Source organism: Achromobacter spanius (genome assembly GCF_003994415.1).
GTDB lineage: Bacteria > Pseudomonadota > Gammaproteobacteria > Burkholderiales > Burkholderiaceae_B > Achromobacter > Achromobacter spanius_C.
Genome location: NZ_CP034689.1, coordinates 2321116 through 2347230 on the forward strand (window position 1 = coordinate 2321116; position 26115 = coordinate 2347230).

25 protein-coding genes and 1 tRNA gene are annotated in these 26115 nt (G+C 62.5%); 13 read left to right on the plus strand and 13 right to left on the minus strand.

Features of this window, described 5'->3' with window-relative positions:
• Positions 1–399 precede the first annotated feature (399 nt).
• From leuC to ELS24_RS10790, 10 genes are all read left to right on the plus strand, one after another.
• Positions 400–1803: a 3-isopropylmalate dehydratase large subunit gene (gene leuC / locus ELS24_RS10745; RefSeq protein ID WP_050448628.1), complete on the plus strand. Its 1404-nt coding sequence runs from the start codon at positions 400–402 to the stop codon at positions 1801–1803.
• A gap of 26 nt (positions 1804–1829) precedes the next feature.
• Positions 1830–2480: a 3-isopropylmalate dehydratase small subunit gene (leuD, locus tag ELS24_RS10750; protein ID WP_050448627.1), complete on the plus strand. Its 651-nt coding sequence runs from the start codon at positions 1830–1832 to the stop codon at positions 2478–2480.
• Positions 2481–2510: 30 nt separating this feature from the next.
• The gene (gene leuB, locus ELS24_RS10755; protein ID WP_050448626.1) at positions 2511–3587 is read left to right on the plus strand and encodes a 3-isopropylmalate dehydrogenase; all 1077 of its coding nucleotides are present in this window, start codon (positions 2511–2513) and stop codon (positions 3585–3587) included.
• A 235-nt stretch (positions 3588–3822) separates the two neighbouring features.
• Positions 3823–4953: an aspartate-semialdehyde dehydrogenase gene (gene asd, locus ELS24_RS10760; RefSeq protein ID WP_050448625.1), complete on the plus strand. Its 1131-nt coding sequence runs from the start codon at positions 3823–3825 to the stop codon at positions 4951–4953.
• Positions 4954–5297: 344 nt separating this feature from the next.
• Positions 5298–6854, plus strand: a complete 1557-nt coding sequence (locus tag ELS24_RS10765) for a type IV pilus assembly protein FimV (protein ID WP_240669488.1) — start codon at positions 5298–5300, stop codon at positions 6852–6854.
• Between the two features lie 3 nt (positions 6855–6857).
• Positions 6858–7667 carry a tRNA pseudouridine(38-40) synthase TruA gene (truA, locus tag ELS24_RS10770; RefSeq protein ID WP_050448623.1) on the plus strand — a complete coding sequence of 270 codons (810 nt, stop codon included), beginning with the start codon at positions 6858–6860 and terminating at the stop codon, positions 7665–7667.
• A gap of 52 nt (positions 7668–7719) precedes the next feature.
• A complete protein-coding gene (locus ELS24_RS10775; protein WP_050448622.1) occupies positions 7720–8814 on the plus strand; it encodes a TRAP transporter substrate-binding protein in 1095 nt (364 codons plus the stop codon).
• A 63-nt stretch (positions 8815–8877) separates the two neighbouring features.
• A complete protein-coding gene (locus ELS24_RS10780) occupies positions 8878–9540 on the plus strand; it encodes a phosphoribosylanthranilate isomerase (RefSeq protein ID WP_127184106.1) in 663 nt (220 codons plus the stop codon).
• A 147-nt stretch (positions 9541–9687) separates the two neighbouring features.
• Positions 9688–9764 (plus strand) — tRNA-Val (locus ELS24_RS10785).
• Positions 9765–10013: 249 nt separating this feature from the next.
• Positions 10014–11597 (plus strand): EAL domain-containing protein, encoded by a 1584-nt coding sequence (locus ELS24_RS10790; RefSeq protein ID WP_164741240.1) that lies wholly within the window; start codon positions 10014–10016, stop codon positions 11595–11597.
• A gap of 133 nt (positions 11598–11730) precedes the next feature.
• Here the strand turns inward: ELS24_RS10790 and ELS24_RS10795 are convergent, their stop codons facing one another.
• The 3 genes from ELS24_RS10795 to ELS24_RS10805 all read right to left on the minus strand — a co-directional run bounded on the left by ELS24_RS10795 (position 11731) and on the right by ELS24_RS10805 (position 12932).
• Positions 11731–12237, minus strand: a complete 507-nt coding sequence (locus ELS24_RS10795) for an anti-virulence regulator CigR family protein (protein WP_127184108.1) — start codon at positions 12235–12237, stop codon at positions 11731–11733.
• Positions 12238–12358: 121 nt separating this feature from the next.
• Entirely contained in the window at positions 12359–12625 is a 267-nt protein-coding gene (locus tag ELS24_RS10800; protein ID WP_050448638.1) for a hypothetical protein, read from the minus strand.
• A 28-nt stretch (positions 12626–12653) separates the two neighbouring features.
• The gene (locus ELS24_RS10805; RefSeq protein WP_127184109.1) at positions 12654–12932 is read right to left on the minus strand and encodes a hypothetical protein; all 279 of its coding nucleotides are present in this window, start codon (positions 12930–12932) and stop codon (positions 12654–12656) included.
• A gap of 119 nt (positions 12933–13051) precedes the next feature.
• On the opposite strand from ELS24_RS10805, the gene ELS24_RS10810 reads away from it, so the two are divergent.
• On the plus strand, positions 13052–13768 hold the full coding sequence (locus ELS24_RS10810) for a tetratricopeptide repeat protein (protein ID WP_127184110.1): 717 nt from the start codon (positions 13052–13054) through the stop codon (positions 13766–13768).
• Between the two features lie 63 nt (positions 13769–13831).
• Positions 13832–14233 (plus strand): YbaN family protein, encoded by a 402-nt coding sequence (locus ELS24_RS10815; protein ID WP_198158198.1) that lies wholly within the window; start codon positions 13832–13834, stop codon positions 14231–14233.
• A gap of 43 nt (positions 14234–14276) precedes the next feature.
• Here the strand turns inward: ELS24_RS10815 and ELS24_RS10820 are convergent, their stop codons facing one another.
• The 4 genes from ELS24_RS10820 to ELS24_RS10835 form a co-directional block, all read right to left on the minus strand.
• Entirely contained in the window at positions 14277–16058 is a 1782-nt protein-coding gene (locus ELS24_RS10820) for an IlvD/Edd family dehydratase (protein WP_127184111.1), read from the minus strand.
• A gap of 84 nt (positions 16059–16142) precedes the next feature.
• On the minus strand, positions 16143–17159 hold the full coding sequence (locus ELS24_RS10825) for a TRAP transporter substrate-binding protein (RefSeq protein WP_050448615.1): 1017 nt from the start codon (positions 17157–17159) through the stop codon (positions 16143–16145).
• A 31-nt stretch (positions 17160–17190) separates the two neighbouring features.
• On the minus strand, positions 17191–18471 hold the full coding sequence (locus tag ELS24_RS10830) for a TRAP transporter large permease (protein WP_050448614.1): 1281 nt from the start codon (positions 18469–18471) through the stop codon (positions 17191–17193).
• A 49-nt stretch (positions 18472–18520) separates the two neighbouring features.
• Positions 18521–19063, minus strand: coding sequence for a TRAP transporter small permease (locus ELS24_RS10835; protein WP_127184112.1), 543 nt, complete (start codon positions 19061–19063; stop codon positions 18521–18523).
• Between the two features lie 132 nt (positions 19064–19195).
• Here ELS24_RS10835 and ELS24_RS10840 point away from each other — a divergent pair, with 132 nt between their 5' ends.
• Positions 19196–20221 (plus strand): LacI family DNA-binding transcriptional regulator, encoded by a 1026-nt coding sequence (locus tag ELS24_RS10840; protein WP_127184113.1) that lies wholly within the window; start codon positions 19196–19198, stop codon positions 20219–20221.
• Between the two features lie 9 nt (positions 20222–20230).
• Here the strand turns inward: ELS24_RS10840 and ELS24_RS10845 are convergent, their stop codons facing one another.
• Genes ELS24_RS10845 through ELS24_RS10870 form a run of 6 tightly spaced genes read right to left on the minus strand, consistent with a single transcriptional unit; the run spans position 20231 to position 26042 of the window.
• Positions 20231–21124, minus strand: a complete 894-nt coding sequence (locus ELS24_RS10845; protein WP_050448611.1) for a DMT family transporter — start codon at positions 21122–21124, stop codon at positions 20231–20233.
• Positions 21125–21141: 17 nt separating this feature from the next.
• Complete coding sequence (locus ELS24_RS10850) at positions 21142–22206, minus strand: histone deacetylase family protein (RefSeq protein ID WP_127184114.1); 1065 nt, start codon at positions 22204–22206, stop codon at positions 21142–21144.
• A gap of 19 nt (positions 22207–22225) precedes the next feature.
• The gene (locus tag ELS24_RS10855; RefSeq protein WP_050448609.1) at positions 22226–22516 is read right to left on the minus strand and encodes a cupin domain-containing protein; all 291 of its coding nucleotides are present in this window, start codon (positions 22514–22516) and stop codon (positions 22226–22228) included.
• Between the two features lie 41 nt (positions 22517–22557).
• Complete coding sequence (locus tag ELS24_RS10860) at positions 22558–24189, minus strand: ABC transporter ATP-binding protein (protein WP_127184115.1); 1632 nt, start codon at positions 24187–24189, stop codon at positions 22558–22560.
• Between the two features lie 9 nt (positions 24190–24198).
• A complete protein-coding gene (locus ELS24_RS10865; RefSeq protein ID WP_050448607.1) occupies positions 24199–25038 on the minus strand; it encodes an ABC transporter permease in 840 nt (279 codons plus the stop codon).
• Positions 25035–26042: an ABC transporter permease gene (locus tag ELS24_RS10870; protein WP_050448606.1), complete on the minus strand. Its 1008-nt coding sequence runs from the start codon at positions 26040–26042 to the stop codon at positions 25035–25037. Before ELS24_RS10870 ends, ELS24_RS10865 begins: the two co-directional genes overlap by 4 nt.
• Positions 26043–26115 lie beyond the last annotated feature (73 nt).

Sequence of the window (26115 nt, forward strand, 5' to 3'; positions counted from 1 at the left end):
ATCGTCGCGCAACATCACCTAATTTGACTGAATTTGCACGAACTTCACAGGTTTGTTTTGCTATCGATTTTATTAATACGGTTTATTGCGTATTATTTCGAAAGCGATGTGTCCTGAGTGAAACGGGATTATATCGACTTGATAATTTTGTATCTATTTTATTTACATCTATTTTGTTGTTGATTAACTCAATGCTCGCTTTGGGCCTAGCCTTTTGGCGTGGCAAAACCGGGGCGCCGAGATACAACATGGTAGTGGTGGTACTAGTATTGGTGGTGTGCTTGTACTAGGTTTGGGCCGTGGGCATAATTCACCCATGCCGCAGTGGCCGGCGCGGAAAGCGTGTTGCTTTCAACCGCGCGAGGCTCAAGCCGGATTGTCTATTTGCAGAGCGCATCCATGGCCCAAACCCTTTACGACAAACTCTGGGACGCCCACATCGTCCACCAGGAATCAGACGGCACCTGTCTGCTCTATATCGATCGCCACCTGGTGCATGAAGTCACCAGCCCCCAGGCGTTCGAAGGGCTTGCAATCGCCGGGCGCAAGCCGTGGCGCACCGGCGCCAATCTGGCGGTGGCGGATCATAACGTGCCAACGCTGAATCGAGCCCAAGGCATTGACGACCCCATTTCGCGCCTGCAAGTGGATACGCTGGACGCCAACTGCGATAAATACGGCATCACCGAATTCCGCATGAATGACCTGCGCCAAGGCATCGTGCACGTGATCGGGCCCGAGCAAGGCGCAACGCTGCCTGGCATGACGGTGGTCTGTGGTGATTCGCACACCAGCACGCACGGCGCGCTGGGCGCCTTGGCCTTCGGCATCGGTACGTCCGAGGTCGAGCACGTGCTGGCGACGCAGACGCTGCTGATGAAGAAAGCCAAGAGCATGCTGATCAAGGTCGACGGCGACTTGCCTTTCGGCTGTACGGCCAAGGACGTGGTCCTGCACATCATCGGCATCATCGGCACGGCGGGCGGCACGGGCCACGCCATTGAATTTGCCGGCAGCACGATCCGCGCCTTGTCGGTGGAAGGGCGCATGACGGTGTGCAACATGGCCATCGAAGCCGGCGCGCGTTCGGGCATGGTCGCGGTGGACGACAAGACCGTCGACTACTTCCGTGGCCGCCCCTTTGCGCCCACTGGCGTGGTGTGGGACCAGGCCGTCAAGTACTGGCGCACCCTGCACACCGATGACGGCGCCAAGTTCGACACGGTGGTGGAAGTGAACGCGCGCGACATCAAGCCGCAAGTCACCTGGGGCACGTCGCCTGAAATGGTGCTGCCGGTGGATTCCCGCGTGCCGGACCCCGACCGCGAAAAAGACGACGTGCGCCGCAGCGGCATGGAACGCGCCTTGCAATATATGGGCTTGAAGCCCAACACGCCCTTGACCGACATTCGCGTTGACCGCGTGTTCATCGGTTCGTGCACCAACTCGCGCATTGAAGACCTGCGCGCGGCGGCTGCCGTGGCGCGCGGCAAGCGTGTAGCGTCCAATGTGCGCCAGGCGATGGTGGTGCCGGGTTCCGGCCTGGTCAAGCAACAGGCCGAACGCGAAGGCCTGGACAAGATCTTCATCGAAGCCGGTTTTGAATGGCGCGAACCGGGCTGCTCGATGTGCCTGGCCATGAACGCCGACCGCCTTGAACCCGGCGAACGCTGTGCCTCCACGTCGAACCGTAACTTCGAAGGCCGGCAAGGGCAGGGCGGGCGTACCCACCTGGTCAGCCCCGCCATGGCCGCCGCCGCTGCCGTCGCCGGCCATTTCGTCGACGTCCGCACGTTCCGTTAAGCGATCACGCACCGAGTACCGACATCATGCAAGCATTTACCACTCACGAAGGCCTGGTGGCTCCGCTCGACCGCGAAAACGTCGACACGGACCTCATCATCCCCAAGCAGTTCCTCAAGTCGATCCAGCGCACGGGTTTCGGCCCCAACCTGTTCGATGAGCTTCGCTACCTGGACCACGGCGAGCCCGGCATGGACAACAGCAAGCGTCCGCTGAATCCGGACTTTGTGTTGAACCAGCCGCGCTATCAGGGCGCATCGATTTTGCTGGCGCGCAAGAATTTCGGCTGCGGCTCCAGCCGCGAGCATGCGCCCTGGGCGCTGACGCAGTTCGGTTTTCGCGCCATCATCGCGCCGTCGTATGCCGACATCTTCTTCAACAACAGCTTCAAGAATGGCCTGCTGCCGATCGTGCTGTCCGAATTGGAAGTGGCTCGCCTGTTCGACGAAGTCAAAGCCTTCCCGAACTACAAGTTGCAGATCGACCTGGACCGCCAGGTGGTGATTGCCGCGGACGGCCGCGCCATGGGCTTCGACATCGAACCCTTCCGCAAATACTGTTTGCTGAACGGCTTTGACGATATCGGCCTGACGCTTCGCCATTCCGACAAGATCCGCGCCTTCGAGGCCGAACGCCTGGCCCGCCACCCGTGGCTGGAAAGCCGTCCCATCGCCTGAACCCTATTCTGATCACAGGATCGCATTTAAATGACTCAAAACATTGCAGTCTTGCCGGGTGACGGCATCGGCCCGGAAATCGTTGAACAGGCCGTGCGCGTCCTGAAGGCGCTGGACGTTTCCTTCGACATCAAGCAGGCCCCCGTGGGCGGCGCCGCGTTCGACCAGTTCGAACACCCGCTGCCGCCGGCCACGCTGAACCTGGCCAAGGAATCGGACGCCATTCTGTTTGGCGCTGTGGGCGACTGGAAGTACGACAGCCTGCCGCGTGAATTTCGTCCGGAACAGGCCATTCTGGGCCTGCGCAAGGCGCTGGGCCTGTTCGCCAACCTGCGTCCCGCCATCTTGTATCCCGAGCTGGCCAGCGCCTCGTCGCTGAAGCCCGAGATCGTGTCCGGCCTGGATATCCTGATCATCCGCGAGCTGACCGGCGACATCTATTTCGGCACGCCGCGCGGCGTGCGCTCGTCGCCTGACGGCGTGTTCGCCGGCGAACGCGAAGGCTACGACACCATGCGCTACGCCGAATCCGAAGTGCGCCGCATTGCGCGCATCGGCTTCGAATCGGCCCGCAAGCGCAACAAGAAGCTGTGCAGCGTGGACAAGGCCAACGTGCTGGAAACCTCGCAGTTCTGGCGCGACATCGTCATCGAAGTGGCGCGCGAGTACCCGGACGTCGAGCTGTCGCACATGTATGTCGACAACGCCGCGATGCAGTTGGTGCGCAACCCGCGCCAGTTCGACGTGATCGTCACCGGCAACCTGTTCGGCGACATCCTGTCGGACGAAGCGGCCATGCTCACGGGTTCGATCGGCATGCTGCCGTCGGCATCCCTGAACGCGGGCGGCCAAGGCTTGTACGAACCCAGCCACGGTTCGGCCCCGGACATCGCGGGCCAGGGCATCGCCAACCCGCTGGCGACGATCTTGTCGGCCGCCATGTTGCTGCGCTATTCGTTGAACCTGGCCCCGCAAGCCGACCGTATTGAAGCCGCTGTGCGCCGTGTGCTGGCCGATGGCCTGCGCACCGCCGACATCTTCGAGCCGGGCACGACGAAAGTCAGCACGGCAGGCATGGGCGACGCAGTACTGAAAGCCCTGGCCTGATTGCCATGCAAGGGGGCAGCGCCCTTGCGGCGCGAGCCCCGCTTTTTGAAGGGCCGCCTGCAAAGCGGCCCTTTTTTCGGCCGTGTTGCGACAGCGCCGCGAACGGGGTTTTGGACGCTTTCGACCCCAATTATTTCTAGCTGCGCCGCAACATCCCTCCGTGCATTCTGATAAATTGTTGAATTGCACGCCTTTTTCACCTGGACCTTGTCTCCACCTTTATAGAGCGATTGAAATGAATCAAGCAGTAGGCCTTATCGGCTGGCGCGGAATGGTCGGCTCGGTGCTCATGCAACGCATGCGCGACGAGAACGACTTCGCACTGATCGAACCGGTGTTCTTTTCCACCAGCAACGCTGGCGGCGCCGCGCCCACGTGGGCCGAAGGCGCGGGCCCGTTGCAAAACGCCTACGACATTGATGCTCTGAAAAAACTGCCGATCATCGTGACGGCACAAGGCGGCGACTACACGTCCGAGGTCTACCCGAAGCTGCGCGGCGCCGGCTGGAACGGCATCTGGATCGATGCGGCCAGCACGCTGCGCATGGCCGATGACGCCATCATCGTGCTGGACCCGGTCAATCGCCCGGTCATCGACGCAGCGCTCAAGCGCGGCGTGCGCAACTTCATCGGCGGCAACTGCACGGTCAGCTGCATGCTGATGGGCCTGGCCGGCTTGTTCAACAACGACCTGGTGGAATGGATGAGCTCCATGACGTACCAGGCCGCTTCGGGCGGCGGCGCGCAGCACATGCGCGAACTGCTGACCCAGTTCGGCGAGATCAACCAGGCGGTCAAGCCCCTGTTGGACGATCCCGCGTCGGCCATCCTGGAGATCGACCGTGGCGTGTTGGCCAAGCAGAAAGATGCCGCGCTGCCCCATGAACACTTCGGCGTGCCGCTGGGCGGCAACCTGATTCCCTGGATCGACAAGGACCTGGGCGACGGGATGTCGAAGGAAGAGTGGAAGGCCGAAGTCGAAACCAACAAGATCCTGGGCCGTGGCGCCGCGTTTGGTACGCCCGCCACGCCGATCGACGGCTTGTGCGTGCGTATCGGCGCCATGCGCTGCCACAGCCAGGCGCTGACCATCAAGCTCAAGCGCGATGTGCCGCTGGACGAGATCGAAGCCTTGATCGCGCAGGGCACGCAATGGGCCAAGGTGGTGCCGAACACCAAGGAAGCCACTGTTTCCGCGCTGACCCCGGTGGCTGTCACCGGCACGCTGGACATTCCGGTTGGCCGTCTGCGCAAGCTGTCGATGGGTTCGCAGTACCTGGGCGCTTTCACGGTGGGCGACCAACTGCTGTGGGGCGCCGCCGAGCCGCTGCGCCGCATGCTGCGCATCGCGCTGGCCGAAGCCTGATATCTCGCGTCGGGCGCCTTGCAACGGCGCCTGGCAGGTCGTCAAGACAAGCAGGGGCACCTTCGGGTGCCCTTGATGTTTGCGCAATCGCGGGGAGGGTGTGGTGGATGTGCCCGAGAGCCAACGCCGATGCGCCTTTCAGGTTTGTGAAATGGGCGTCATCCATTACACTTTTCCCGTGAATTGAGGCCTGTTCCCGCCTATCTGCCGCGAGACCAGCGCTAGCCCGTAATTCGACTACAAGAACGGAATTCCAGCTTATGACCCAGCGTTCGCGCCATGTGAAGCATGCCCGCCGTTTAAAAGCCCTTCAATGGGCAATCGCTTTGGCGATAGGGTCGAGCATGTGCAGTTCGGCGCTGGCCATGCGGGTCGGGCATTCCCGCGTGGTGTCGGTGCCGGGTGCGCCGTTGCAGGCGGTCGTGGGGTTGCAGGAACTGACGCCTGATGAAGTGTCGTCCCTGAAGGTGTCGGTGGCCGATGAAGCCGCTTGGCAGCGCGCCGGCCTGAAGCCGCCGGTGCCGTTGGCCAGCATGGTGGTCCGTGTTGAAGATGGCATGGACAGCACGCGCAAGAACCTTCGCGTTCGGGGCACGCAGCCTCCCGCAAGCGGCGCGGTCGACCTGTTGTTGGATATCAGTTCAAGTTCGGGGCAGCGTCAGGTGCAGGTCAGCATCCTGGTGCCCCTGCGCGGTACCGGCGCCGACGTAACGCCAGCAGCGGTGGGCGGCACGGCGCGCGCGACGGCGGCAACTGTCAATGTGAGGCGTGGCGATCATCTGTTCGCGATCGCGCAACGCAACGCAGTGCCGAACGCCTCGGTTTATCAGATGCTGGTGGCCTTGTGGCGCGCCAATCCTGAAGCGTTCATTCAGAACAACATGAACCTGGTGCGCGCTGGCCAGACCTTGAAGATCCCCGATGCGGCAACGGTCAGGGCGATCGACCCGGCCGAGGCGCGTCGCATCTTCAATGAGCATGCCGAAGCCTTTGCCAGGTATCGCGGTCGAATCGGCGCAGCCGCCAGCGCGAACCCATCGGTGGTGAAGGGGCAGGACGCGGCGTCGGGCACCGTCGCGCAACCGGGCGACACCGGCGTGGCCACTGCCGCGCCTCCTCAAGACCGCGTGCGCCTGTCCACGGGCCTGGCATCGGACAGCGCTGCCGCGCAAGCCGAGGCGCAGGCGGATGCCAGGACATCGAATGAACGCGCGATGAAAGACGTGGAAGGGCGCGTGAATCAGTTGCAAAGCAATGTTGATGAGTTGAACAAGGCCGTGGCGCAGCAAGGCGCTGCCGGAACCAGTGGCACGGGAGCGTCGGGCGCATCGGGAGCAGCAGGCGCATCGGGAGCAGCAGGCGCATCGGGTGCCGCAGGCACACCGGGTGCGGCAGGCACACCGGGTGCAGCAGGCACTTCGAGTGCAGCAGGTACACCGGGTGCAACAGGCACATCGGGCGCAACAGGCACATCGGGTGCAGCAGGCACTTCGGGTGCAGCAGGCACACCAGGTGCAGCAGGCACGCCGAGTGCAACAACTTCATCGGGTGTCTCAGGGGCGCCTGATGCGGCTGGGGCTTCCAATTCGGCCTCTACGGATAACGCTGTTGGCGGCACACCCGCCAACAATACAAAGGACCTAACGACAAGTATGCCCAGTTGGCTGGCTGACAACCTTCTCGTCATCGTTACCGCCTTGCTGGCGCTGATTGCATTCATCATTGCGTGGCTGCTGCGCCGAGCCGGTGCGCGCCGCGATGACGACGACGAAGATACGTACGCTTATAACGAGCCCGCGCTGGACACGGCAGCGCTGAACCGCAAGCTCGATACGATCAATCTCGACCTGGACGAACCGCCCACGGACGAACCGCGCCGAGTCAGCGGACCTCGGGTTTGAAAGATGTCTAGAGTTGCATTGGGGCTGGCGTACGACGGCTCCGCTTGGCAGGGTTGGCAGACACAGCCGCATCGGCAGACGGTGCAGGACACACTGGAGTCTGCCTTGGCAAGATTCTGTGGTGTCAAGGAAGCGGTGCCCACCATATGTGCCGGCCGCACCGATACCGGGGTGCACGGCGCGATGCAGGTGGTCCATCTGGACACGGCGTTGGACCGGCGCATGGAATCCTGGGTGCGCGGTGTGAATGCCTTTCTACCGCCCAGTGTGTCAGTGCAGTGGGCGCAGGAAGTGTCAGACGAGTTTCATGCGCGTTTCTCCGCGCGTGCCCGCACCTATGTGTATCTGCTGTGGCGTGGCCGCGTGCGGCCAGCCCTGTGGGCGGGACGGGCGGGCTGGTGTTTTCAACCGCTGGACGTGGACGCCATGCGCGCCGCCGCGCAGGCCTTGGTCGGCGAACACGACTTTTCAAGCTTTCGTTCGTCGCAATGCCAAGCCAAGCATCCGGTGCGGCACATGCACCGGCTTGACATCGCGGAGCGCGGGCCGTTTCTGGTCTTCACGTTGAAGGCCAATGCGTTCCTGCATCACATGGTGCGCAACATCATGGGCGCGCTGCTCCAGGTGGGGCAGGGCAGGGAATCCGTAGCGTGGATGGCGCAGTTGCTGTCCTGGCGAGATCGCACGCAAGGCGCGCCCACCTTTTCGCCGGACGGGCTGTACTTGTCCGCGATTGAGTATCCGGCGGAGTTTGGCTTGCAAGAGCTTGATGGCGGTGCGCTGTTGTTGTCGCCATTCACGCAGTCATATTAAAGACGTTGTCGTCGACAGCGCCTTCATCGCGCTTATCAGAGGGGGTTTCGCCATGCAACGCCGCGCGTTTTTGAAGCACGCCGCCCTGGGAGCCGCCGGTAGCGCCACGATCGCAGCACCGGCCTTCGCGCAAGAGGCGCCGACGATAGCATGGCGGCTGGCATCCAGTTTTCCGAACGAATCGCCCACGCTGTTCGCGGGCGCTGAAGACGTTGCGCGTTATGTCGCCGAGGTCACCGACGGCCGCTTCACCATCGAGATTTTTCCGGCGGGAGACCTTGTTCAACCGGGCCAGGTGCTTGAAGCCGTACAGCATCGCGTGGTGGACTGCGGCCATACGGCGTCGACCCGTTACTTTGACGTCGATCCCGCGCTTAGCTTTGATGCCGGCGTTCCCTTCGGCTTGAACACGCGGCAGATGAATGCCTGGATGAGCGAGGGCGAAGGCCTGGCGCTGACGCGGGTGTTGTTCGATAAGTACAACATCATGAACTTCCCCTGCGGCTACACGGGCGCACAGATGGGTGGGTGGTTTCGCGGCGAGATCAAAACCGCGGACGATCTGCGCGGCCTGAAGGTGAAGGCGGGCGGCTTCGCGCGCCATGTCCTGTCGCGTCTGGGTGCCACGCCGGTGGATGTGCCAGTGGCGGAATTCTACGCGGCCTTGGAGCAGGGCACGGTCGACGCGGTGGCCTGGATTGGGCCGTACGACGATGAGAATCTGGCGCTCTATAAAGTGGCGCGCAATTATTATTTTCCGGGCTGGTGGGCCGGTACCTTGCAGCTATCGCTGTACGTGAACCAGAGCGCCTACGACGAACTTCCCAAGCCTTTCCAGTCGGCCCTGGCATTGGCGTGCCGCATGGCAACCGCCAACATGATCGCCAAGTACGACGCCGGCAATCCGGACGCGCTGCGAAGGCTGGTGTCCAAGGGGGCTCAGTTGAAGGCGTTTCCCAAGCCGGTGCTGCAAGCATGCTATGAAGCGTCGATGGCGGCTTATAAGGACTTGAGCGCCAAGGATCCCATGTTCAAAAAGCTTTACGACAGCATGACCGCCTTCCGCAACAAGGAGGTGCCGTGGTTTCGCGTCGCCGAGGGCAGCTTTGATTCCCTGATCTCCACATTGGGCCAGCCCGGCGCCTGAATGCCGCTGGCGCACCCGATATACTGATACACCGCTTCCCGTTGGGCGACAGGTAAGAACGTCATGCGCACACGCATAAAAATCTGCGGATTGACCCGCGAACAAGACATCGAGGCGGCCGTTGCTGCCGGCGTCGATGCGATCGGTTTCGTCTTCTATCCCAAGAGCAAACGTTGCCTTACGCCGACGCGCGCCGCGCAGTTGCGCCGCACGGTACCGGCCTTTGTGGACGTCGTGGCATTGTTCGTGAACCCGGATCCGTCCGAGGTACAAGCCGTGCTGGACGAAGTAGAGCCGGAATTGCTGCAGTTCCACGGCGACGAGTCACCGCAGGATTGCGGCCGTTATAGCCATCGTTTTCTGCGTGCCTTCCGCGCGGGCGCGCCGGGCCTGGACACGGCGGAAAACCTGGCCACGTACTGCCGGGCTTTCGGCGAAGCGGCGGGCTGGCTGTTCGACAGCTACAGCGCCGGCTACGGTGGTAGCGGCCACGGCTTTGACTACAGCTTGCTGGACGAGGTGCGCGCGGATCCGGTGTCGCGTCCGTTGATCTTGTCGGGCGGTTTGAACGGCGATAACGTCGGCCAGGCGATCGAGCGTGTCAGGCCTTGGGGGGTCGATGTGAGCAGCGGCGTCGAGCTTGAGCAAGGAATAAAAAGTTCTGATAGAATCTCGGTCTTCGTTGATGCGGCACATGCTGCAGATGCGAAATTGAAGGGAATGTAGTGCGGTGATGTGGGCAGAAAAATGCTCACAGCTATGGCAGCGAAAGCTAGCGAAAGCAAAGCCATTACCACGCAACGAACGTAGCAAAAAATCGATTATGACGATTTGCACAGTTCAAAAAAGCACTATATAATTCTTCTTCTTTGCAGGCGGTTAGCTCAGTTGGTTAGAGCGCCACGTTGACATCGTGGAGGTCGTTGGTTCGAACCCAATACCGCCTACCAGAATACTTGCAAGAGGTGCCACGCACCGACATGAAAGCCGCATAAGTCTATGACTTTGCGGCTTTTTTGCATTCTGCCCGCCAACGCTCGGAGGGGGCGGACGCGTGACGCAGTCAGCGCCTGCATCAAGCAAGACCTGTTGCTGTGCATCAATTTTGCGCAAAAAGGACGGCGAGAAAAGTGGCCTTGATGGAATGATTGCCGCCGTCTGCGCTGATCGTAGAATCTCCTTAGTTCCTAAGGATGATTATGACGACAGGCCGTCTCCCAAGCCGGTATGGGTTGCTTTTGGTCCTTGTGCCAACTGTGGTGCTCACCGTGCTTTGTGGGGCAATCGGCTATTCGCTTGAAGCTTCGCACGCGGACGAGATCGTTGATCACAATAATGACCATCTACTTCGACGTTCGCTCGACATTGCCAATGAGCAAATCGCCACGATTATTGAGCTGAGCGCTCCGGCGGAATCATGTTCGGACGAGGACCTTGCCCGGATGAGGACGCGCCTCTTTAAGTCTAGGTATGCCGGCGACATCGCTCGGATTTCCGATGGGGCATTGAGATGCTCGGCCGTGTGGGGACGCTGGAAGGAACCGTATGCGCTTCCTCCTGGCGGGAAGCGCGTGCGCTACGGCATCACCCTGTGGAGAAATCTGACAAACCCGGTTCAGCCATCGTTCATTGGCGGGTTAGCCGCAAATGACCGCGTGGCGGTATTTATTATCCCTAATGCACTTGGCGAGGTGGAAGAGCACTCTGGCCGTTTGTGGGGACGGGCATTTTCAAGAGACGGAAGCACAATCCAGGAATTCGGTTCTCAGCCACATGCGACGAAAGACTCGGGTGTTAAGGGGCGGCTAGAGAGCTGGCTTGGGATAATTCGGCATGGGGCCACGTGTTCGTCGGCGGGTGAACCCGACGTCTGTGTTGAGTCGTTTACCAGGGTGAATGCGCGCGTTTCCGTCCTGGTGTCAGCCCTGATCGGGATAGTACTGGGCGCGGCCAGTGGCATAGCGCTGTTCCTCTGGTGGCGAGGCTCAAACGGTTTGCGAGTGAGTATGGCCCGGGCTCTACGTCAAGAGAAAATACACGTTCGCTATCAGCCCCTTTGTTCTCTAGCAACAGGCGAAATGGTTGGCGCTGAAGCGCTTGCCCGCTGGACGCACGATGAAGTGGGGCCTATTCCTCCGGACACGTTTATTCCGTGGGTTGAGTCGATGGGACTCCGTCGACTTTTCACGAGATACATCATCCGCAATGCGATTGACGGCGTGCGGGAACGCTTGACCGCCGCACAGCCATTCTATTTGAGTGTCAATGTCTTTCCCGCAGATTTGGAAGACGACTTGTTCCTTGAATTTCTCGTTCATTGTGTAGCAGAGCGTGGAGTCTCGCCCGCGCGGATTGTGCTTGAAGTGACAGAGTCTGCTAGGTTCTCAACCACCTCACCGGCAGAACTGTTCAAGCGCTATCGCAAAGCGGGCTTCAGAGTCTTCCTGGACGATTTTGGCGTGGGGTATTCCAACCTTGGGAACGTCCTCCAATGGGACGTCAGCGGGATCAAGTTGGACAGAATTTTTGTCAGGTCAATTGGAGACGTTTCCAGCGCCACTCCGGTATTGGATCAAGTAATCGAAATGGCCAATCAACTGGACATTCAACTCGTCGTGGAAGGCATAGAAATGCGCAGGCAGGTTGACTACATACTAGAACGTGCGCCGCAGGCCGTAGGCCAGGGTTGGTTTTTTGGAAAACCAGTCCCGGCCAGCGAGCTGGACGAAGTGGTGATCGGCGCGGACCCGCACATGGAAGTGCGCTCCTCGTCTGCTGGTTGACGACGGCCCTTGGTGTTCGCAATGGTTCTAGAGCCCTGCAAAGCCGCGTAAATCTTAGACTTCGCGGCTTTTTGTTTTCAGCTTCTGCTCTGCATGCCGGCTGTTGCGTGGGTGCCTACGCCTGCGATCCGCGTCAATCAAAAACGTCAAAAAGCACATCGGCGACCACGGCGGTCGCGACTGCCACGAGGATCAGATCGGATCCTGCGACTCGCCATTCGTAGCCAGGATAGGCGGGCAGGCGAGCCAGCATCGGACCCGGGACCATCTTCTTTGCAATGCCCGGAGGCAGAGGCTTGCCGCGCGCCAGATTCTTACGGACGCCAGGCGGTAATGCGCTGTAACCCGACAACCCATACTCGTCCGCGTAGCCTCTGGCGACCGAGATCGTGATGCCGGCGTGGCGCAGCGTCACGTTCGTGTCACCGGAATCGGCGGCTCCCCCTTTGGGCGAGCCGCCCTTATTGCCACTATTACCGTTGCCATTGCCTTTACCGTTGCCGTTGTTCTTATTGCCCTGGCCCTGGCCCGCGTTATCAGGTTTTCCTTTTCCTTCTGGCGGAGCGGCGACTGCGCTGCCACCCAAGTACAGACAACAGATCAGGGCAGCGGCATATTTCTTGATAGCGGGTGCATCCATGGATTGGCTCCTGGTCAGCCAAAAGTGGCAGTGAACCGATTCTAGGATGGTCGTAATCCTTTGGAGTAGGGGAGGAATTGATAAAGATGTAAGTGGAATTGGCTGCGGTGTTGATGCGAATTCATGGGGTTCCCGCTTCCTGCGTCGCACGGCCCGCTTGTTTGTTTTTCATCACCCCACGAATATTCAACGCGGCCAGCCCGACTTGAAGCGCGATCAGCGCAAACGCCCCATCGTGCATGCCCCATGCAATCCATAAGGCATTGCTAAATAGAAAGACCCAAAACCCCCATTGGCGTTTCGCTTTTCCTTGAGACGCCACGAGCCATGCGGCCGCCAGCGAGGTAAGCATCGCCGGCCATTGAAGAAAATCCCATAGTGCTTGCATGGTGCGGCTCTCGTTCACGCTTGCTGCGTCAGCGCAGTTTCCTGACGACACGCGCCAGTTTTGAGATGCCGCCCGTGCCACTTGCGGCGCGGCCCATCAGCGCCGTGCCGGCAGCCGTCAGCACGGTGCGCTTGAACAGGGTTCGGCCCTTCAGGCCGGCCACCATCAGCAATGCGCCCAAGCCAAATACGATCACATGCTCGCCAGGAAAGTCGGGCCGCCTGGCGTCGATGTCTTTTAATTCGCGAAGTCGCGAGCGATGCCCGTGCTCGACAGGTTCCATTTCCACAACGTCGTCGGATTTCATGGTGCTCCCCCAAAAATAGAAACTGGCTCCCACTCAGCAAGTGACATGCCAGGCGCTGCGTGCGCCAGTCCCGCGCCATATCTGATAAGGTCCGGCGTATCTTCTCCACCGGCCACACTATGCATAACTCCATCAAGGCTCTACTGCTGGTTCCTTGCCTTTGGCTGGGCGCTTGCGCCGTCAAGCCGCCGCCCGCAACGCAAGCGCAGCCCCGCATCGACGAGCTGCCCATGTACGGTGGCATGGATCGATCGGCCGCCGCGGCACTTCAGGCCAGCGACAAAAAGCTGGTTGCGGACGCGGTTCAAGCGTTCGGCTCCGCCGACAAGGCCTCGCGGGCGTGGGTGGCCCAGGGATACCGCTTCTATCAAGCCGACCAACTGGGCATGGCGATGCGCCGTTTCAACCAGGCTTGGCTGTTGAATCCGGATAACTCCGAGGCCTATGCCGGCTTTGCCGCCGTGCTGCATGACCAGGGCAAGTTCTGCCAAGCGATGAGCATGATGGATTTGGCGATCAGCCATGATCCGCCCACCTTTCAGGGCATTTATGCGGACGCGGGACGCATCGCGGCCCGCTGCGCGGCGGAAGACAAGACGCTGCCCCCTGAAGCACGGGTGGCGGCAACCGCCCGTTCCGACGAGTGGTACCGCAAAGGCGAGGCCGTCGAGCCGGATAAGGGGTATCTGTATTCGTCGTGGGCCACCGCCTATTACTGGCGGGGGCAATACGACCAAGCCTGGGCGATGGTGGTCAAGGCACGCGCGGCGGGCGGATCGCCCGGCCCGAAATTCATGGAAATGCTACGCGCCCAAATGCCGGAGCCACGCACATAGGCCGCCCATCATGGCGTTGAATACGGCTGCGCTGGCGGCATTTGCGATATTCTGCTGACCATCATGATCAAAGCTCTATGGTTGGCGTTGGGCTGCGTGATGCTGGCATTGGGCGTCATCGGCGCGTTTTTGCCGGTCATGCCGACGACGATTTTCCTGATTTTGGCGGTGGGCTGCTTTTCGCGCTCGTCTCCACGCCTGGAAAAATGGCTGCTGGATAGTCCGACTTACGGGCCGCCCCTGCGCATCTGGCGCGAACAGAAGGCCGTGTCGCGCAAGGGTAAGACGTACGCTTGTCTGGGCATGGCGCTGGGCTACGGCATTTTCTGGTGGAGCGCGCATCCGTCGTGGCCACTGGCGGCGGGCGTTGGCCTGTTCTTTCTGGCCAGCGCGGTGTATGTGCTGAGCCGCCCGGCACCCAGAACGACGGGTGCCAGCGCCAATGGCGAGCCGTCGCAACGCTAGAGGTTCCGCGCCGAAACGGCGCGGGGTATTCAGCCTGACGCGTTCAGTGTGAATGCCGGGGATCGCCCCGCGTTTCGATCACTTTCAGATATAGCGTTGCGGGCTCCAGGCAACCGCCGGTCGACAGTTGGCCGACCAGTTGCCGATAGAGTTCCTGCCAGGGCGTTTGCGGGGCCGGTGGCTGGTACGCCGGTTCCTGTTTCCGCCGTTCCATTTCCTCGTCATCCACCAGCGCCGTCACGCTGCGTTGGTTCAGGTCGACGCGGATCTTGTCGCCCGTGCGCAGCAGCGCCAAGCCCCCGCCCGCGGCGGCTTCCGGTGACATATTCAGGATGGACGGGCTGGCCGAGGTGCCGCTTTGCCGACCGTCGCCCAGGCAAGGCAGCGAGTCCACGCCGCGCTTGATCAGGTGCGAGGGCGGGGCCATGTTGACAACCTCCGCGCTGCCCGGATAGCCCACGGTGCCGGCGCCGCGTATCACCAGGATGCAGTGTTCGTCGATGTTCAGGGACGGGTCTTCGATGCGGGCGTGATAGTCCTCGGGGCCTTCGAACACGATGGCGCGCGCCTCGAAGGCGTTCTCCGATCCCGGCTCTGACAGATAGGTGCGGCGGAAGGCTTCGCCCACGACCGACATCTTGATGATGGCGCTGTCGAAGAAGTTGCCGGACAGCACGATGAAACCGGCACGGTGCTTGAGCGGCGCCTCGCAGGTGCGGATGACGTCGGCGTCGCGGGTCTTGGAGGCGGCGGCGATGTCGCCGATGGTTTTGCCGGACACGGTGGCGCAGTCTGCGTGCAGGCGGCCCGCGGCCAGCAGTTCGTGCATGACGGCGGGCACGCCGCCCGCCCGGTGGAAGCCTTCGCCCAGGTGTTCGCCGGCTGGCACGCAATTGACCAGCAGCGGCACGTCTTCGCCCAGCCGCTGCCAATCGTCCAGGCTAAGGTCGATGCCGGCGTGGCGGGCCATGGCGATCAAATGCGGCGGACAGTTGCTGGACGCGCCCAGCGCCGACGCCACGACGATGGCGTTTTCAAAGGCCTGCCGGGTCAGGATGTGCGACGGTCGCAGGTCTTCGCGCACCATGTCGCAAATGCGCATGCCGGTGGCGTAAGCCATCTGCGCGCGTTCGCGATAAGGCGCGGGAATGCTGGCGCAGGTGGGCAGCGACATGCCCAGCGCTTCCGCCAGCGAGTTCATGGACAGCGCCGTGCCCATGGTGTTGCAGTGCCCGACCGACGGCGACGATGCCGTGGCCAGCGTCATGAAGCCTTCGTAGTCCAGCTTGCCCGCCGCCATCAGGTTGCGCGCATGCCAGATGACGGTGCCAGACCCCACCCGCTGGCCGTCGTGCCAGCCGTCCAGCATCGGCCCGCCCGACAGCACGATGGCGGGCAGGTCAACCGTGGCGGCGGCCATCAGGCAAGCGGGGGTGGTTTTGTCGCAACCGGTGGTCAGCACCACGCCGTCCAGTGGATAGCCGTGCAAAATCTCCACCAGCCCCAGATAGGCCAGATTGCGGTCCAGCGCCGCGGTGGGCCGCCGGCCTTGTTCGGCCAGCGGATGCACCGGGAACTCCATCGGGATGCCGCCCGCGTCCCGGATACCCGCCTTGATGCGCTCGGCCAGCGCCAGGTGATGCCGGTTGCAGGGCGCCAGGTCGCTGCCGGTCTGGGCGATGCCGATGATCGGCCGCCCGGACTGCAGCTCTTGCCGCGTCAGGCCGTAGTTAAGATAGCGCTCGACGTAGATCGCCGTCATATCGGCGTGCGAGGGGTCGTCGAACCATTTCTGGCTGCGCAATTTGCGGGGTATCTGAGACATGGGTGACTCGCTTGCTTCGCGTGGGCGTCAGTGATGAGACGTCAGTAATCAAGGCCCGAACATCAGGCCTTGCAACATCAGGCCTTAATTACGCGCCTTCTGGATCTCGTCGTTCATTTGCTTGATGAGGTCGGGCCCCAGCTCCTGGGTGTATTTGTCGACCACCGGCTGAACCTTTTCGCGCATGCGCGCCACTTCCTCGGGGCTGACCGTGTTGATCTTCATGCCGGCCTTTTCAAGCGTCGCCATGGCCTTGGTCGAATCCGCGCGGCTGTCCTTGCGCTCGAAATCGCGCGAGGCCGCGGCCGCCTGCCGGATCAGCTTCTGTTCGTCAGGCGACAAGGTGTCCCACCATTTCTTCGAGGCCAGCACCACCCACGGCGTGTAGACGTGGCGCGTGATGGTCAGGAAGGGCTGCACTTCGTAGAACTTGCTGCTTTGGATGGTGGTGATGGGGTTTTCCTGGCCATCGACCGTGCGCGTTTCCAAGGCGGTGAACAGTTCCGAGAACGGCATCGGCACGGCGTTCGCGCCCAGCGTGTTGAAGACGCCCAACGCGATCTGGTTCTGCATGACCCGCAGCTTGATGCCTTGCATGTCTTCCGCGCGCACGATCGGATGCTTGGAATTGGTCATGTTGCGAAAGCCGTTTTCCCAATAGACCAGTCCCACCAGGCCCTTGGCTTCCAGCTTCTTCAGCAGGTCCTGGCCCACCTTGCCGTCCAGCACGGCGTCGGCTTCCTTTTCGCTGTTGAACAGGAAGGGCAGGTCAAACACGCCAAATTCCTTGACCATGCCTGCCAATGGCGCGGTGGAACCCACCATCATTTCCTGTGCGCCGCCAGCCAGGGCGCCCTGCATTTGTTCATCGGAACCCAGTGTTGCGGAACCAAAGGTCCTCATCTTCAGCTTGCCGTCGCTGACTTTTTCAAGCTCTTGCGCCAGGAAGCGCGCGGCGCGGCCCTGGACGCTTTCTTCGTTCAGGCCGTAGCCGAAGCGGATCAGGCGCGGCTTGACGTCGGCCGCCGCGGCCACGCCGGCCACAGCGCAGGACAGCGCGGTAGCCAGCACAAGTAGACGGGTCTTGAATCGAATGGTCATGGTGCTCCTCCTTGGGGTTTTCTCTATGCCGCTAGTGCATCCAGCGTGCGGGTACGGTGATCAGTTCGGGGAAGATCACCAACAGAATCAGCAAGATCGCGTAGGCCACGACGTAGCGCCACACCCCCTTGCAGATAGTTTCCATGTTGATGCGGGCCACGCCGCACACCACGTTCAGTACTGTGCCCACGGGCGGGGTCAAGAGACCCACGCAGCCCACCATGACAAACATGACGCCAAAGTACACGGGGTCGATGCCGGCCTTGGTGACCACCGGCATCAGCACCGGGGCCAGAATCAGGATGGTGGGCGTCAGGTCCATGACGGTGCCGATCAAAATCAACAGAAGCAACAGCGCGAACATCAGCAGCTTGGGCTGGTCCATGATGGGCGCTAGCAGCGCGATAAGGTCTTGCGGCATGTCGGCCAACGTGATCATGTAGGACGACACCATTGCGGCGGCCACCAGGAACATCACCACGGACGTGGTGCGCGCGGCGTTCACGAACAGCGGCACCAGGTCCCGCAGGCCGATCTCGCGGTAAACGAACAGACTGACGATCAACGCATAGACGGCGGCCACCACGGCTGCTTCGGTCGGTGTGAAGATGCCGCCACGCAGCCCGCCGATGATGATCACGGGCAACATCAGCGCCCACAGCGATTCGCGCAGCGCTTTCCAGCGCTTGCTCCAGGGTTCGCGTGGTGACGGCGTAATGCTGCCGTGCTTGCGCGCCACCCAGGTCCATACGGCTACCAAGGTCATGCCCATCATCAGCCCCGGCGCGATGCCGGCGAAGAACAGCTTGGTGATCGACACATTCGTGGCCACGCCAAAAATAATGAACGAGATGGACGGCGGAATGATGGGGGCGACGATGCCGCCCGCGGCGATCAAGCCCGAGGCCTGTCCGGCGTCGTAACCTTTTTCGCGCAACATGGGGATCAACAACGACCCGAGCGCGGCGGCATCGGCCACCGCCGAGCCGGAAAGGGCGGCCAGCAGCACACTGGCGAAAATGGCCACGTAGCCCAGTCCGCCTTGGACGTGCCCGACAAACATGCTGGCCAGGCGCACGATGCGGCGCGAAATGCCGCCTGCGTTCATGAGTTCGCCCGCCAGCATGAACAGCGGCACCGCCATCAGCGTGAAGCTGTTGGCGCCCGTCAACATGTTCTGCGCCAGGATCTGGGTGTCGAAGAAATTCAGTTGGAACATCATTGCCAGGGCACTGAGCAGCAGCGCGAAGGCAATCGGCATGCCCAGGGCAATCAGCCCAAGCAGCACAAGCAGGAAGACGGTCAGGATCATTGCGGGTTTCCGGGCGGGGCAGGGAGGCGGGGGCGGGGGAAGGCCGGGATCAGATGGCGGGGTCTTCCGGACTGGATTCCGCCGGCAAGGGGCCACCGGCCAGCACGCGAATGATGTCGACCACGGTCAGGATGCCCATGGCGACCGACGCGTACAGCGCCGCGCTGTTGAATACCGCCAGACGCATTCCCGTGACAGGCAGCACGGTGCCCATGCCGATCACGGTCTGTACCCAACTGCCTTGCGCCATCAGCCAAAGCACCCACAGCACCAGCAGTTGGCAGAACACATGCGACACGCGGCGGGCAGCGGGGCCGAAGCGATCGACCAGCATGGTGACGCCGATGTGCTGGTGATCGCGTAGCGCAATGACCGCGCCCAGGAAGATCAGCCAGACAAAGGCCAGGCGGGAGACTTCGTCTGACGCATTGATGCCGGAGTTGAACAGGTAGCGCAGCGCCACGTTGCCGAACAGCAGCACGACCATGACGACCAGACAGGCCACCATCAGCCAGGTCTGCAACTTGAAACACCAGTCGGCGGCGCGGGCCAGCGGTGAACCGCCGGGCCGCCCGGAACGGGAAGCTTGCATGTTTGTCTCCTACCCCGTTTTCCGGGGCTTTTTTCGCTTATGCTTTTGCGGATGTTAGCGCTAACATTTCGACTTTGGCAAGCCCCTGTTTTTGCGTCAGACTACGCGCTGCCCATCCGACCACGAGGCCCAATGTCCGTCCGTAAACCCCGAAGCTCACACGCCGGCCGCATCACCATGCAAGAGGTTGCACGCCGCGCGGGCGTCAGCGCCATCACGGTGTCGCGCGCGTTGCGCACGCCCGACAAGGTGGCCGAGGCCCTGCGCCTGCATATCGTCCGGGTTTGCCAGGAATTGGGATATGTACCCAACCACGCCGCCAGCGCCTTGGCGTCAGCGCGGTCGCAAACCGTGGTGGTGCTGATTCCGTCGCTGAGCAACGTGGTGTTTGTGGACATCATTTCCGGCATCAAGGAAGTGCTGGATCAGCAGGGGTATCACATGCTGATTGGGGTGACGGGGTATTCGCCTGACGCTGAAGAAGCCTTGCTGCGCAAATATCTTCAGCATTCGCCGGACGGCGTGATCTTGACCGGTATCGACCACAACCCAGGAACCTGGACATTGCTGCGCACGCAGCGGATCGCCACGGTGCACACCATCGAAACGCTGGCCGATGGCGAAGACATGAGCGTGGGCTTTTCCCAGTTTGATTCGGGCTATGCCGCTTGCCGCCACCTGGTGGAGCGCGGCCGCCGCCGCATCGGCATCATCGGCGCTCAGTTGGACCCGCGTTCGCTGCGCCGCTGCGAAGGCGCGCGGCAGGCCCTGCGCGATGCGGGTTGCTACGACGCTACGCTGGAAATCATGACGCCGGAGAAATCGTCCATCAGCCTGGGCGCGTCCTTGCTGGACACCTTGCGCGCGCAGCATCCCGATTGCGATGCCGTCTTCTTCTGCAACGATGACCTGGCGCAGGGCGCGGTGTTTCAGTGCGGCAGGCTGGGCGTGCGCGTGCCGGAGCAGATGGCCATCATCGGCTTTCATGATCTGGCCGGCACCGCCTGGACCACGCCACCCTTGTCGACCATTGCCACGCCGCGCTATCAGATTGGCTTGTCGGCGGCCGACCTGTTGATGCGGCACCTGGCCGGGGAACCCGTCGCCCAACGGCAGGTGGACTTGGGCTTTACGCTGGTGCAGCGCGAAACCAGTTGAAGGGCGGCGTCATGCCGCGCGGCGCAGCGCCAGGAACACGCCCGCAGCCATGATCAACCCCATGCCCGCCAATGCCATGGCATCTGGCGGCCGCTGAAACCAGAACGTGCTGAACAAGACCGCCAGCAGCAGTTGGAAGTAATTCAAGGGGGCCAGCGTGGCGGCCGATACGCGCTGGAACGCGGCAATCAGCAGCACCTGCGCCAGGCCGCTGCATACGCCCAGCGCGATGATGAGCGTGGCGTCGGCTGGGCCAGGCCAGGGGTCTGGCAGGAAGAAGGGGGCGGGCAAGGCCGTGACGATCAGGCAGATGATCGCGGTATAGGCGTATTGCACGGGGCCGGGCACCTTGCCTGACAGCTTGCGCGTCAGCACCTGGAAAATCGCGTAGCACACGGCCGACACCGCCATCAACAGCGTGCCCAGCAGCGGCAAGTCGGAGCCTGGGCGCACAATCAAGAGCATGCCGGCAAAACCCACGGCTACCGCGACCCACTGCACGGGGCGCACCCGTTCTCGTAGCAACCAGGGCGACAGCGCCACCATGATGAGCGGCGAGGTGAAATAGATGGCCGTGGCTTCCGACAGCGGCATCCAGATCAGCGCGGTCATGAAGCATGTGGCCACCGTGGCCAGCGTTATCCCGCGCAGCACCAGCAATGGTTTCTCGGGCGCGTCGCGCAGGCGCAGGCCGGGACCGTGGCGCCATAGCATGTAGACCGCAAGGACAATGACGGCCAAATACCGCATCACGTTCAGGAAGGGCGCGGGGTAGCGCTCCAGCATGTGCTTGGAACCGGCGTCGAAGGTGGCGAACGCGACCAGCGCCGCGAAGAACAGCAGGATGCCCGCGTTGCGCGACGCGGTGGGGGCGGGCAGGACGACGTCGGGAACGGAGGCCATGGAATGATGCGCGCGCGTCAGGCGCTGGCCCGCCCCATGCCTTGCAGGAAGGCGTCTAGCGCGGGGCCGATGGCCTGAACCATGTAGCCGCCTTCCTGCACCACGACGGTAGGCACACACAGGCTGGCCACGCGCGCGCCGATGTCGCGGTAGGCGTCGATGTCCAGCTTCAGTACGCTGATGGGGTCGTCTTTGTAGGTGTCGAAGCCCAATGCCAGCACCAGCGCTTGCGGTGCGTAGCCAGCAAGGGTCGACAATGCCGTATCCAGCGCGGCCAGGAAGGGATCGTTGCCCGATCCATGCGCAAGCGGCAGGTTCAGGTTGTAGCCTTCGCCCGCGCCGTGGCCACGTTCGTCGGCATAACCGGTATAGAACGGGTAATAGGCGCTGGGGTCGGCGTGCAGTGACACGGTCATGACGTCGGCGCGCTGGTAGAAAATGTTCTGGGTGCCGTCGCCATGGTGTGCGTCCACATCCAGCACCGCCACCTTGGACCAGGTTTGCAGCAAGCGGCTGGCCGCCGCCGCGCTGCTGTTCAAGTAGCAAAAGCCGCCAGCGCGGTCATGATGCGCGTGATGGCCGGACGGCCGGCACAGCGCGTAAGCCATGCCCCCCGTACTGGCGACATGGTCGGCCGCCGCCACCGCGCTGTGGGTTGACCGCAGGGCCGAGCGCCAGGTGTGCGGGCCGATCGGGCAAGACAGGTCGCTTAGGTAGTAGCCCGTTTGCGCCACGATGGACGGCGACGGGCAGGGCCCGCGTCCGGTCTGTTCGACACGCCCGTTGTAGTAGGGCGACAGGTTGGGCAGGACTTCCGGCCCGGGATCCACGCCGGGCGCCTTCAGCGATTGCCAGCGCGTGTAGGCGGTTTCCAGGTAGTTCAGGTATGCGGCGCTATGAATGCTCTCTAGTGGCTTGCGGCCATAGTCGGAAGGCGCCTCGACCAGGATGCCCCGCGCCGCCAGCGCGCCTTGCAGGCTTTCCGCCCGGGACGGCAGATCGGTGGGGGCGCTGAGCCGGCCCAGCCGCATGAATTGCTGCGGAGTGTGCAGCAATTGTTCTTCCGAGAAAAACGCCTTCATGATGGTCCTCGCTGATGCGTCAGGCCTGCTTGATTTCGATTTCGACAAAAACGAATTCGGTATCGCCGGGATTGATGACGTTGTGCTCAACGCCAACCGGTCGATAGTAGGCGATGCCCGTCGTGAGCTGGCTGGTGACCTGGCCAGTGGGCGTGTCCAGCAGCAAAGGACCGGTGGTTTGTGGGACCACCACGTAGTTCATGCCATGGCGATGCCAGCCCGTTTCGCCACCGGGCGGAAAGCGCCATTCGGTGACGGTGACCAATTCGTTGTCGATCTGCACGGTGGGAACGGCGGCGGGACGTTGCACGAGGAATGCTCCTGAAGTGTTGGCTAAGGTCGGGAATGTGATCAGGCCATTGTCGCCTGGGTGGGGTCCCAGTGCTGGCCGGGCACGGCGGCGATCAACTGCCGTGTGTATTCATGCTGCGGCTTGTCGAAAATCTGTGACGGCGAGCCGTACTCGACAACTTTGCCGCGATGCATGACCAGCACCGAATTGCATATCTGCGCGGCAACCCGCAGGTCGTGCGTGATGAACACCAGCGCAATCTGCAAGCGCTGTTGCAGGTCATGCAGCAGTTGCAGCACCTGCGCCTGCACCGACACGTCCAGCGCCGATACCGATTCATCGGCCACCAGCACCTTGGGCTCTAGCGCCAGCGCGCGCGCGATGCCGATGCGCTGGCGCTGCCCACCCGAAAACTGGTTCGGGTAGCGGTCAAAGGCGGACGGGTCCATGCCTACCAGCGACAGCAGTTCGCGCACGCGGGCCTCGGCCTGGGCGCGCGGCACGCCATTGGCCACCGGGCCGTCGCTGATGATGCGGCCCACGGTGTGGCGCGGGTTTAGCGAGGCGAACGGGTCCTGGAAGATCATCTGGATATCGTGGCGCAGCGGGCGAAAACGCGACTCCGACATCTTGGCGATGTCCTGGCCGTTGAAGATCAATTGCCCGCCGTTGATGCCCACCAACTTCAGCAGGCATTTCCCGATGGTCGATTTTCCCGACCCCGATTCGCCCACGATGCCCAGCGTCTCGCCCCGCCGCACGGCGAAGCTGACGCCGTCCACGGCGCGCACTTCACGCTTGCCGCCCAGCCAGCCATGGCCGATCACGTAGGTTTTCTTCAGGTCTTTCACTTCCAGCACGGGCGCGTCGTCGGCCGTTGGCACGCGTTCTTCTCCACGGCGGTGCGGCACGGCCGCGATCAGCCGCTGGGTGTAAGGGTGGCGCGGTCGGTTCAAGACCTCGTCGGCGGGGCCTTGTTCCACCAAGATGCCTTTTTCCATGACGGCGACGCGATGGGCAATTTCGGCCACCACGCCGAAGTCGTGCGTGACAAACATCACGCCCATGCCTTTTTCCTTCTGGATGCGGGCAATCAGCGCCAATATCTGCGCTTGCGTGGTGACGTCCAGCGCCGTGGTGGGTTCATCGGCGATCAGCAACGCGGGCTCCAGGGCTAGCGCCATCGCGATCATGACGCGCTGGCGTTGGCCGCCCGACAAGCGGAACGGGTAGACGTGGTAAAGCGTGGCCGGGTCCGGCAGGCCCACGAAGTCCAGCAGTTCCAGCGTGCGCCGCATGCGTTCGGCGCCGGGATAGGCGTTGTGGACGCGCATGACTTCACTGATTTGTTCGCCCACGGTCATCAGCGGGTTCAGGGCCGACAGCGGCTCCTGGAAGATCATCGCCATGTCTTTGCCGCGCATGGCTTGCAGCGTGGCTTCGTCTTGCCGCAGCAGGTCTTTGCCACGGAACAAAATGCGGCCCTGCTGCGGCGTCAGATAGTCGGGCAATAAACCCATGATGGCGTTGGCGCTCATGGACTTGCCCGAACCGGACTCGCCCACGATGCAGAGGATTTCGCCGGTGCGGATATCGTAGGAAACGTCCTGCACGGCGAAGGGGCGGTCGCCGCCCCGGGGCAGCGCAATGCTCAGGTTCTGGATGGATAGCAGAGGCGTGGCTTCGGTCATGTCGGCCTCCTATTCGCCGCGCTTGCGCAGTTGGGGGTTGAGGGCGTCGTTCAGGCCTTCGCCGATCAGGTTGATGGCCAGCACGGTCAGCAAGATGGCCACGCCGGGCCATACGCTCATCCACCAGGCTTCGCGGATCATGGTGCGCGCGGCTCCGATCATGAAGCCCCAGCTCATCAAATTGCGGTCGCCCAGGCCCAGGAAGGACAGGGACGATTCCGTCAGGATGGCGGTCGCCACCATGAACGAGGCCGACACAATGATGGGCGACATGGCGTTGGGCAAGATCTGTGTGCTGACGATGCGCGCGGGCGTCTGGCCGATGACGATCGCGGCCTGGACGAATTCGCGTTGCTTGAGCGTCATGAATTCCGAACGCACCAGCCGCGCGGCCGGCGGCCAGGACACCACCGCGATGGCGCCCATGATGGAATACACCGATGGGCTCAGGATGGCCACCAGCACCACCGCCATGGCCAACTGCGGAATGGTCTGGAAGAACTCGGTGAAGCGCATCAGCGCGTCGTCCACCCGACCGCCGCAGTAGCCGGCCACCGACCCGATCAGTATCCCGAACAGCAAGGCCACTGCCGTCGACAGCAGCCCCACCATCAACGACACCCGCGCGCCCCATACCAGGCCCGCCGTGATGTCGCGCCCCAGCATGTCGGTGCCAAAGGGGTAGGCGGCATCCGTGAATGGCGGAATCAAGGGGTCGGCCACCATCATCCAGGGCGACTCCTGATACAGCAGCGGGGCGGCCAGCGCCACGATCACCACAACCAGCATGATGGCAAGGCCTGCCACCGCGCCGTAGTTGCGCATATAACGTTGGGCAAATGACTTCATGCGGCGGCTCCTTGCTGCGCACCGGCGCCAATGCGCGGATCGATCAGGCGGTACAGCACGTCGGTCAGCAGGTTGAACACCACCACCATGATGGAAGTGACGAGGAAGATGCCCAGCAGCAATTGGTAGTCGCGTTGCAGCAGGGCGTCGAACATCAGGCGGCCGATGCCCGGCCACGCGAACACGGTTTCGGTCAGCACCGCGCCGCCGGCCATCTGGCCAAGCTGGATGCCGGCGAAGGTGATGACGGGCAGCAGGGCGTTGCGCAACACGTGGGCGCGGATCACGCGGCTGGGGCTAACCCCCTTGGCGCGCGCCGTCTTCACGAAGTCCATGCCGATCACTTCCAGCATTGATGCCCGCGTCAAGCGCACGTAGACGGCCATGAAGAAGCAGCCCAGGGTGACGGTAGGCAGGATCAGATGTTGCGCGATATCCACGGCGCGGGCCCAGCCGGTCAAGCCGGCGCCCACCGTTTCCATGCCGAAGGCGGGCAGCCAGCCCAGCACCACGGAGAAGAGCAGGATGCCCATCAGCGACAGCCAGAACAAGGGCGTGGCGTACAACAGCAACGCGCCCGTCATGACCGAGCTGTCGATCCAGCGGCGCTTGTTGCGGTAGCGCGCCTTGGCGGCGACTACGCCCAGGAAAACGCCCAGCACGATGGAAAAAACAAAGGCGCAGGACATCAGCAGGAACGTCGCGGGCAGGCGCTCAACGATCAGGTCCAGCACCGGCACGTGGTTGCGATACGAAAAGCCCAGGTCCAGCTGCACCACGCCCTTCAGATACAGCATGAGCTGCGTCATGATGGGCTTGTCCAGCCCGAAGGCCACGCGCAACTGGTCGACGTAGGCGGCATCGCCCGCGCCGGCCTGGCCCGCCAGCACGGCGGCGGGGTCGCCGGGCGCGAGGCGAATCAGGAAGAAATTGATGATTACCACGCCCAGCACGACCACCAGGGCCTTGCCGATGCGGGACAACAGAAAAGACAGGAATTTCATGCTTGAAGTCCTTCTCAGGCTGGCGTGGGCAGCCAAGGGCATGCCCGCCGCGCGGCCGGGATCCGCCGCCGTG

Excerpts from the sequence above, each read along its gene's own strand:
- ELS24_RS10790 (WP_164741240.1), top strand. The coding sequence starts at position 10,014 with ATGACGACAGGCCGTCTCCCAAGCCGGTATGGGTTGCTTTTGGTCCTT.
- ELS24_RS10870 (WP_050448606.1), bottom strand. The coding sequence starts at position 26,042 with ATGAAATTCCTGTCTTTTCTGTTGTCCCGCATCGGCAAGGCCCTGGTG.
- truA (WP_050448623.1), top strand. The coding sequence starts at position 6,858 with ATGTCTAGAGTTGCATTGGGGCTGGCGTACGACGGCTCCGCTTGGCAG.
- ELS24_RS10820 (WP_127184111.1), bottom strand. The coding sequence starts at position 16,058 with ATGTCTCAGATACCCCGCAAATTGCGCAGCCAGAAATGGTTCGACGAC.
- leuC (WP_050448628.1), top strand. The coding sequence starts at position 400 with ATGGCCCAAACCCTTTACGACAAACTCTGGGACGCCCACATCGTCCAC.
- ELS24_RS10780 (WP_127184106.1), top strand. The coding sequence starts at position 8,878 with ATGCGCACACGCATAAAAATCTGCGGATTGACCCGCGAACAAGACATC.
- leuB (WP_050448626.1), top strand. The coding sequence starts at position 2,511 with ATGACTCAAAACATTGCAGTCTTGCCGGGTGACGGCATCGGCCCGGAA.
- ELS24_RS10865 (WP_050448607.1), bottom strand. The coding sequence starts at position 25,038 with ATGAAGTCATTTGCCCAACGTTATATGCGCAACTACGGCGCGGTGGCA.
- ELS24_RS10775 (WP_050448622.1), top strand. The coding sequence starts at position 7,720 with ATGCAACGCCGCGCGTTTTTGAAGCACGCCGCCCTGGGAGCCGCCGGT.
- ELS24_RS10850 (WP_127184114.1), bottom strand. The coding sequence starts at position 22,206 with ATGAAGGCGTTTTTCTCGGAAGAACAATTGCTGCACACTCCGCAGCAA.
- ELS24_RS10860 (WP_127184115.1), bottom strand. The coding sequence starts at position 24,189 with ATGACCGAAGCCACGCCTCTGCTATCCATCCAGAACCTGAGCATTGCG.
- ELS24_RS10845 (WP_050448611.1), bottom strand. The coding sequence starts at position 21,124 with ATGGCCTCCGTTCCCGACGTCGTCCTGCCCGCCCCCACCGCGTCGCGC.
- ELS24_RS10840 (WP_127184113.1), top strand. The coding sequence starts at position 19,196 with ATGTCCGTCCGTAAACCCCGAAGCTCACACGCCGGCCGCATCACCATG.
- ELS24_RS10825 (WP_050448615.1), bottom strand. The coding sequence starts at position 17,159 with ATGACCATTCGATTCAAGACCCGTCTACTTGTGCTGGCTACCGCGCTG.
- ELS24_RS10800 (WP_050448638.1), bottom strand. The coding sequence starts at position 12,625 with ATGCAAGCACTATGGGATTTTCTTCAATGGCCGGCGATGCTTACCTCG.
- ELS24_RS10815 (WP_198158198.1), top strand. The coding sequence starts at position 13,832 with ATGATCAAAGCTCTATGGTTGGCGTTGGGCTGCGTGATGCTGGCATTG.
- ELS24_RS10835 (WP_127184112.1), bottom strand. The coding sequence starts at position 19,063 with ATGCAAGCTTCCCGTTCCGGGCGGCCCGGCGGTTCACCGCTGGCCCGC.
- ELS24_RS10810 (WP_127184110.1), top strand. The coding sequence starts at position 13,052 with ATGCATAACTCCATCAAGGCTCTACTGCTGGTTCCTTGCCTTTGGCTG.
- ELS24_RS10805 (WP_127184109.1), bottom strand. The coding sequence starts at position 12,932 with ATGAAATCCGACGACGTTGTGGAAATGGAACCTGTCGAGCACGGGCAT.
- ELS24_RS10830 (WP_050448614.1), bottom strand. The coding sequence starts at position 18,471 with ATGATCCTGACCGTCTTCCTGCTTGTGCTGCTTGGGCTGATTGCCCTG.
- asd (WP_050448625.1), top strand. The coding sequence starts at position 3,823 with ATGAATCAAGCAGTAGGCCTTATCGGCTGGCGCGGAATGGTCGGCTCG.
- ELS24_RS10765 (WP_240669488.1), top strand. The coding sequence starts at position 5,298 with ATGTGCAGTTCGGCGCTGGCCATGCGGGTCGGGCATTCCCGCGTGGTG.
- ELS24_RS10795 (WP_127184108.1), bottom strand. The coding sequence starts at position 12,237 with ATGGATGCACCCGCTATCAAGAAATATGCCGCTGCCCTGATCTGTTGT.
- leuD (WP_050448627.1), top strand. The coding sequence starts at position 1,830 with ATGCAAGCATTTACCACTCACGAAGGCCTGGTGGCTCCGCTCGACCGC.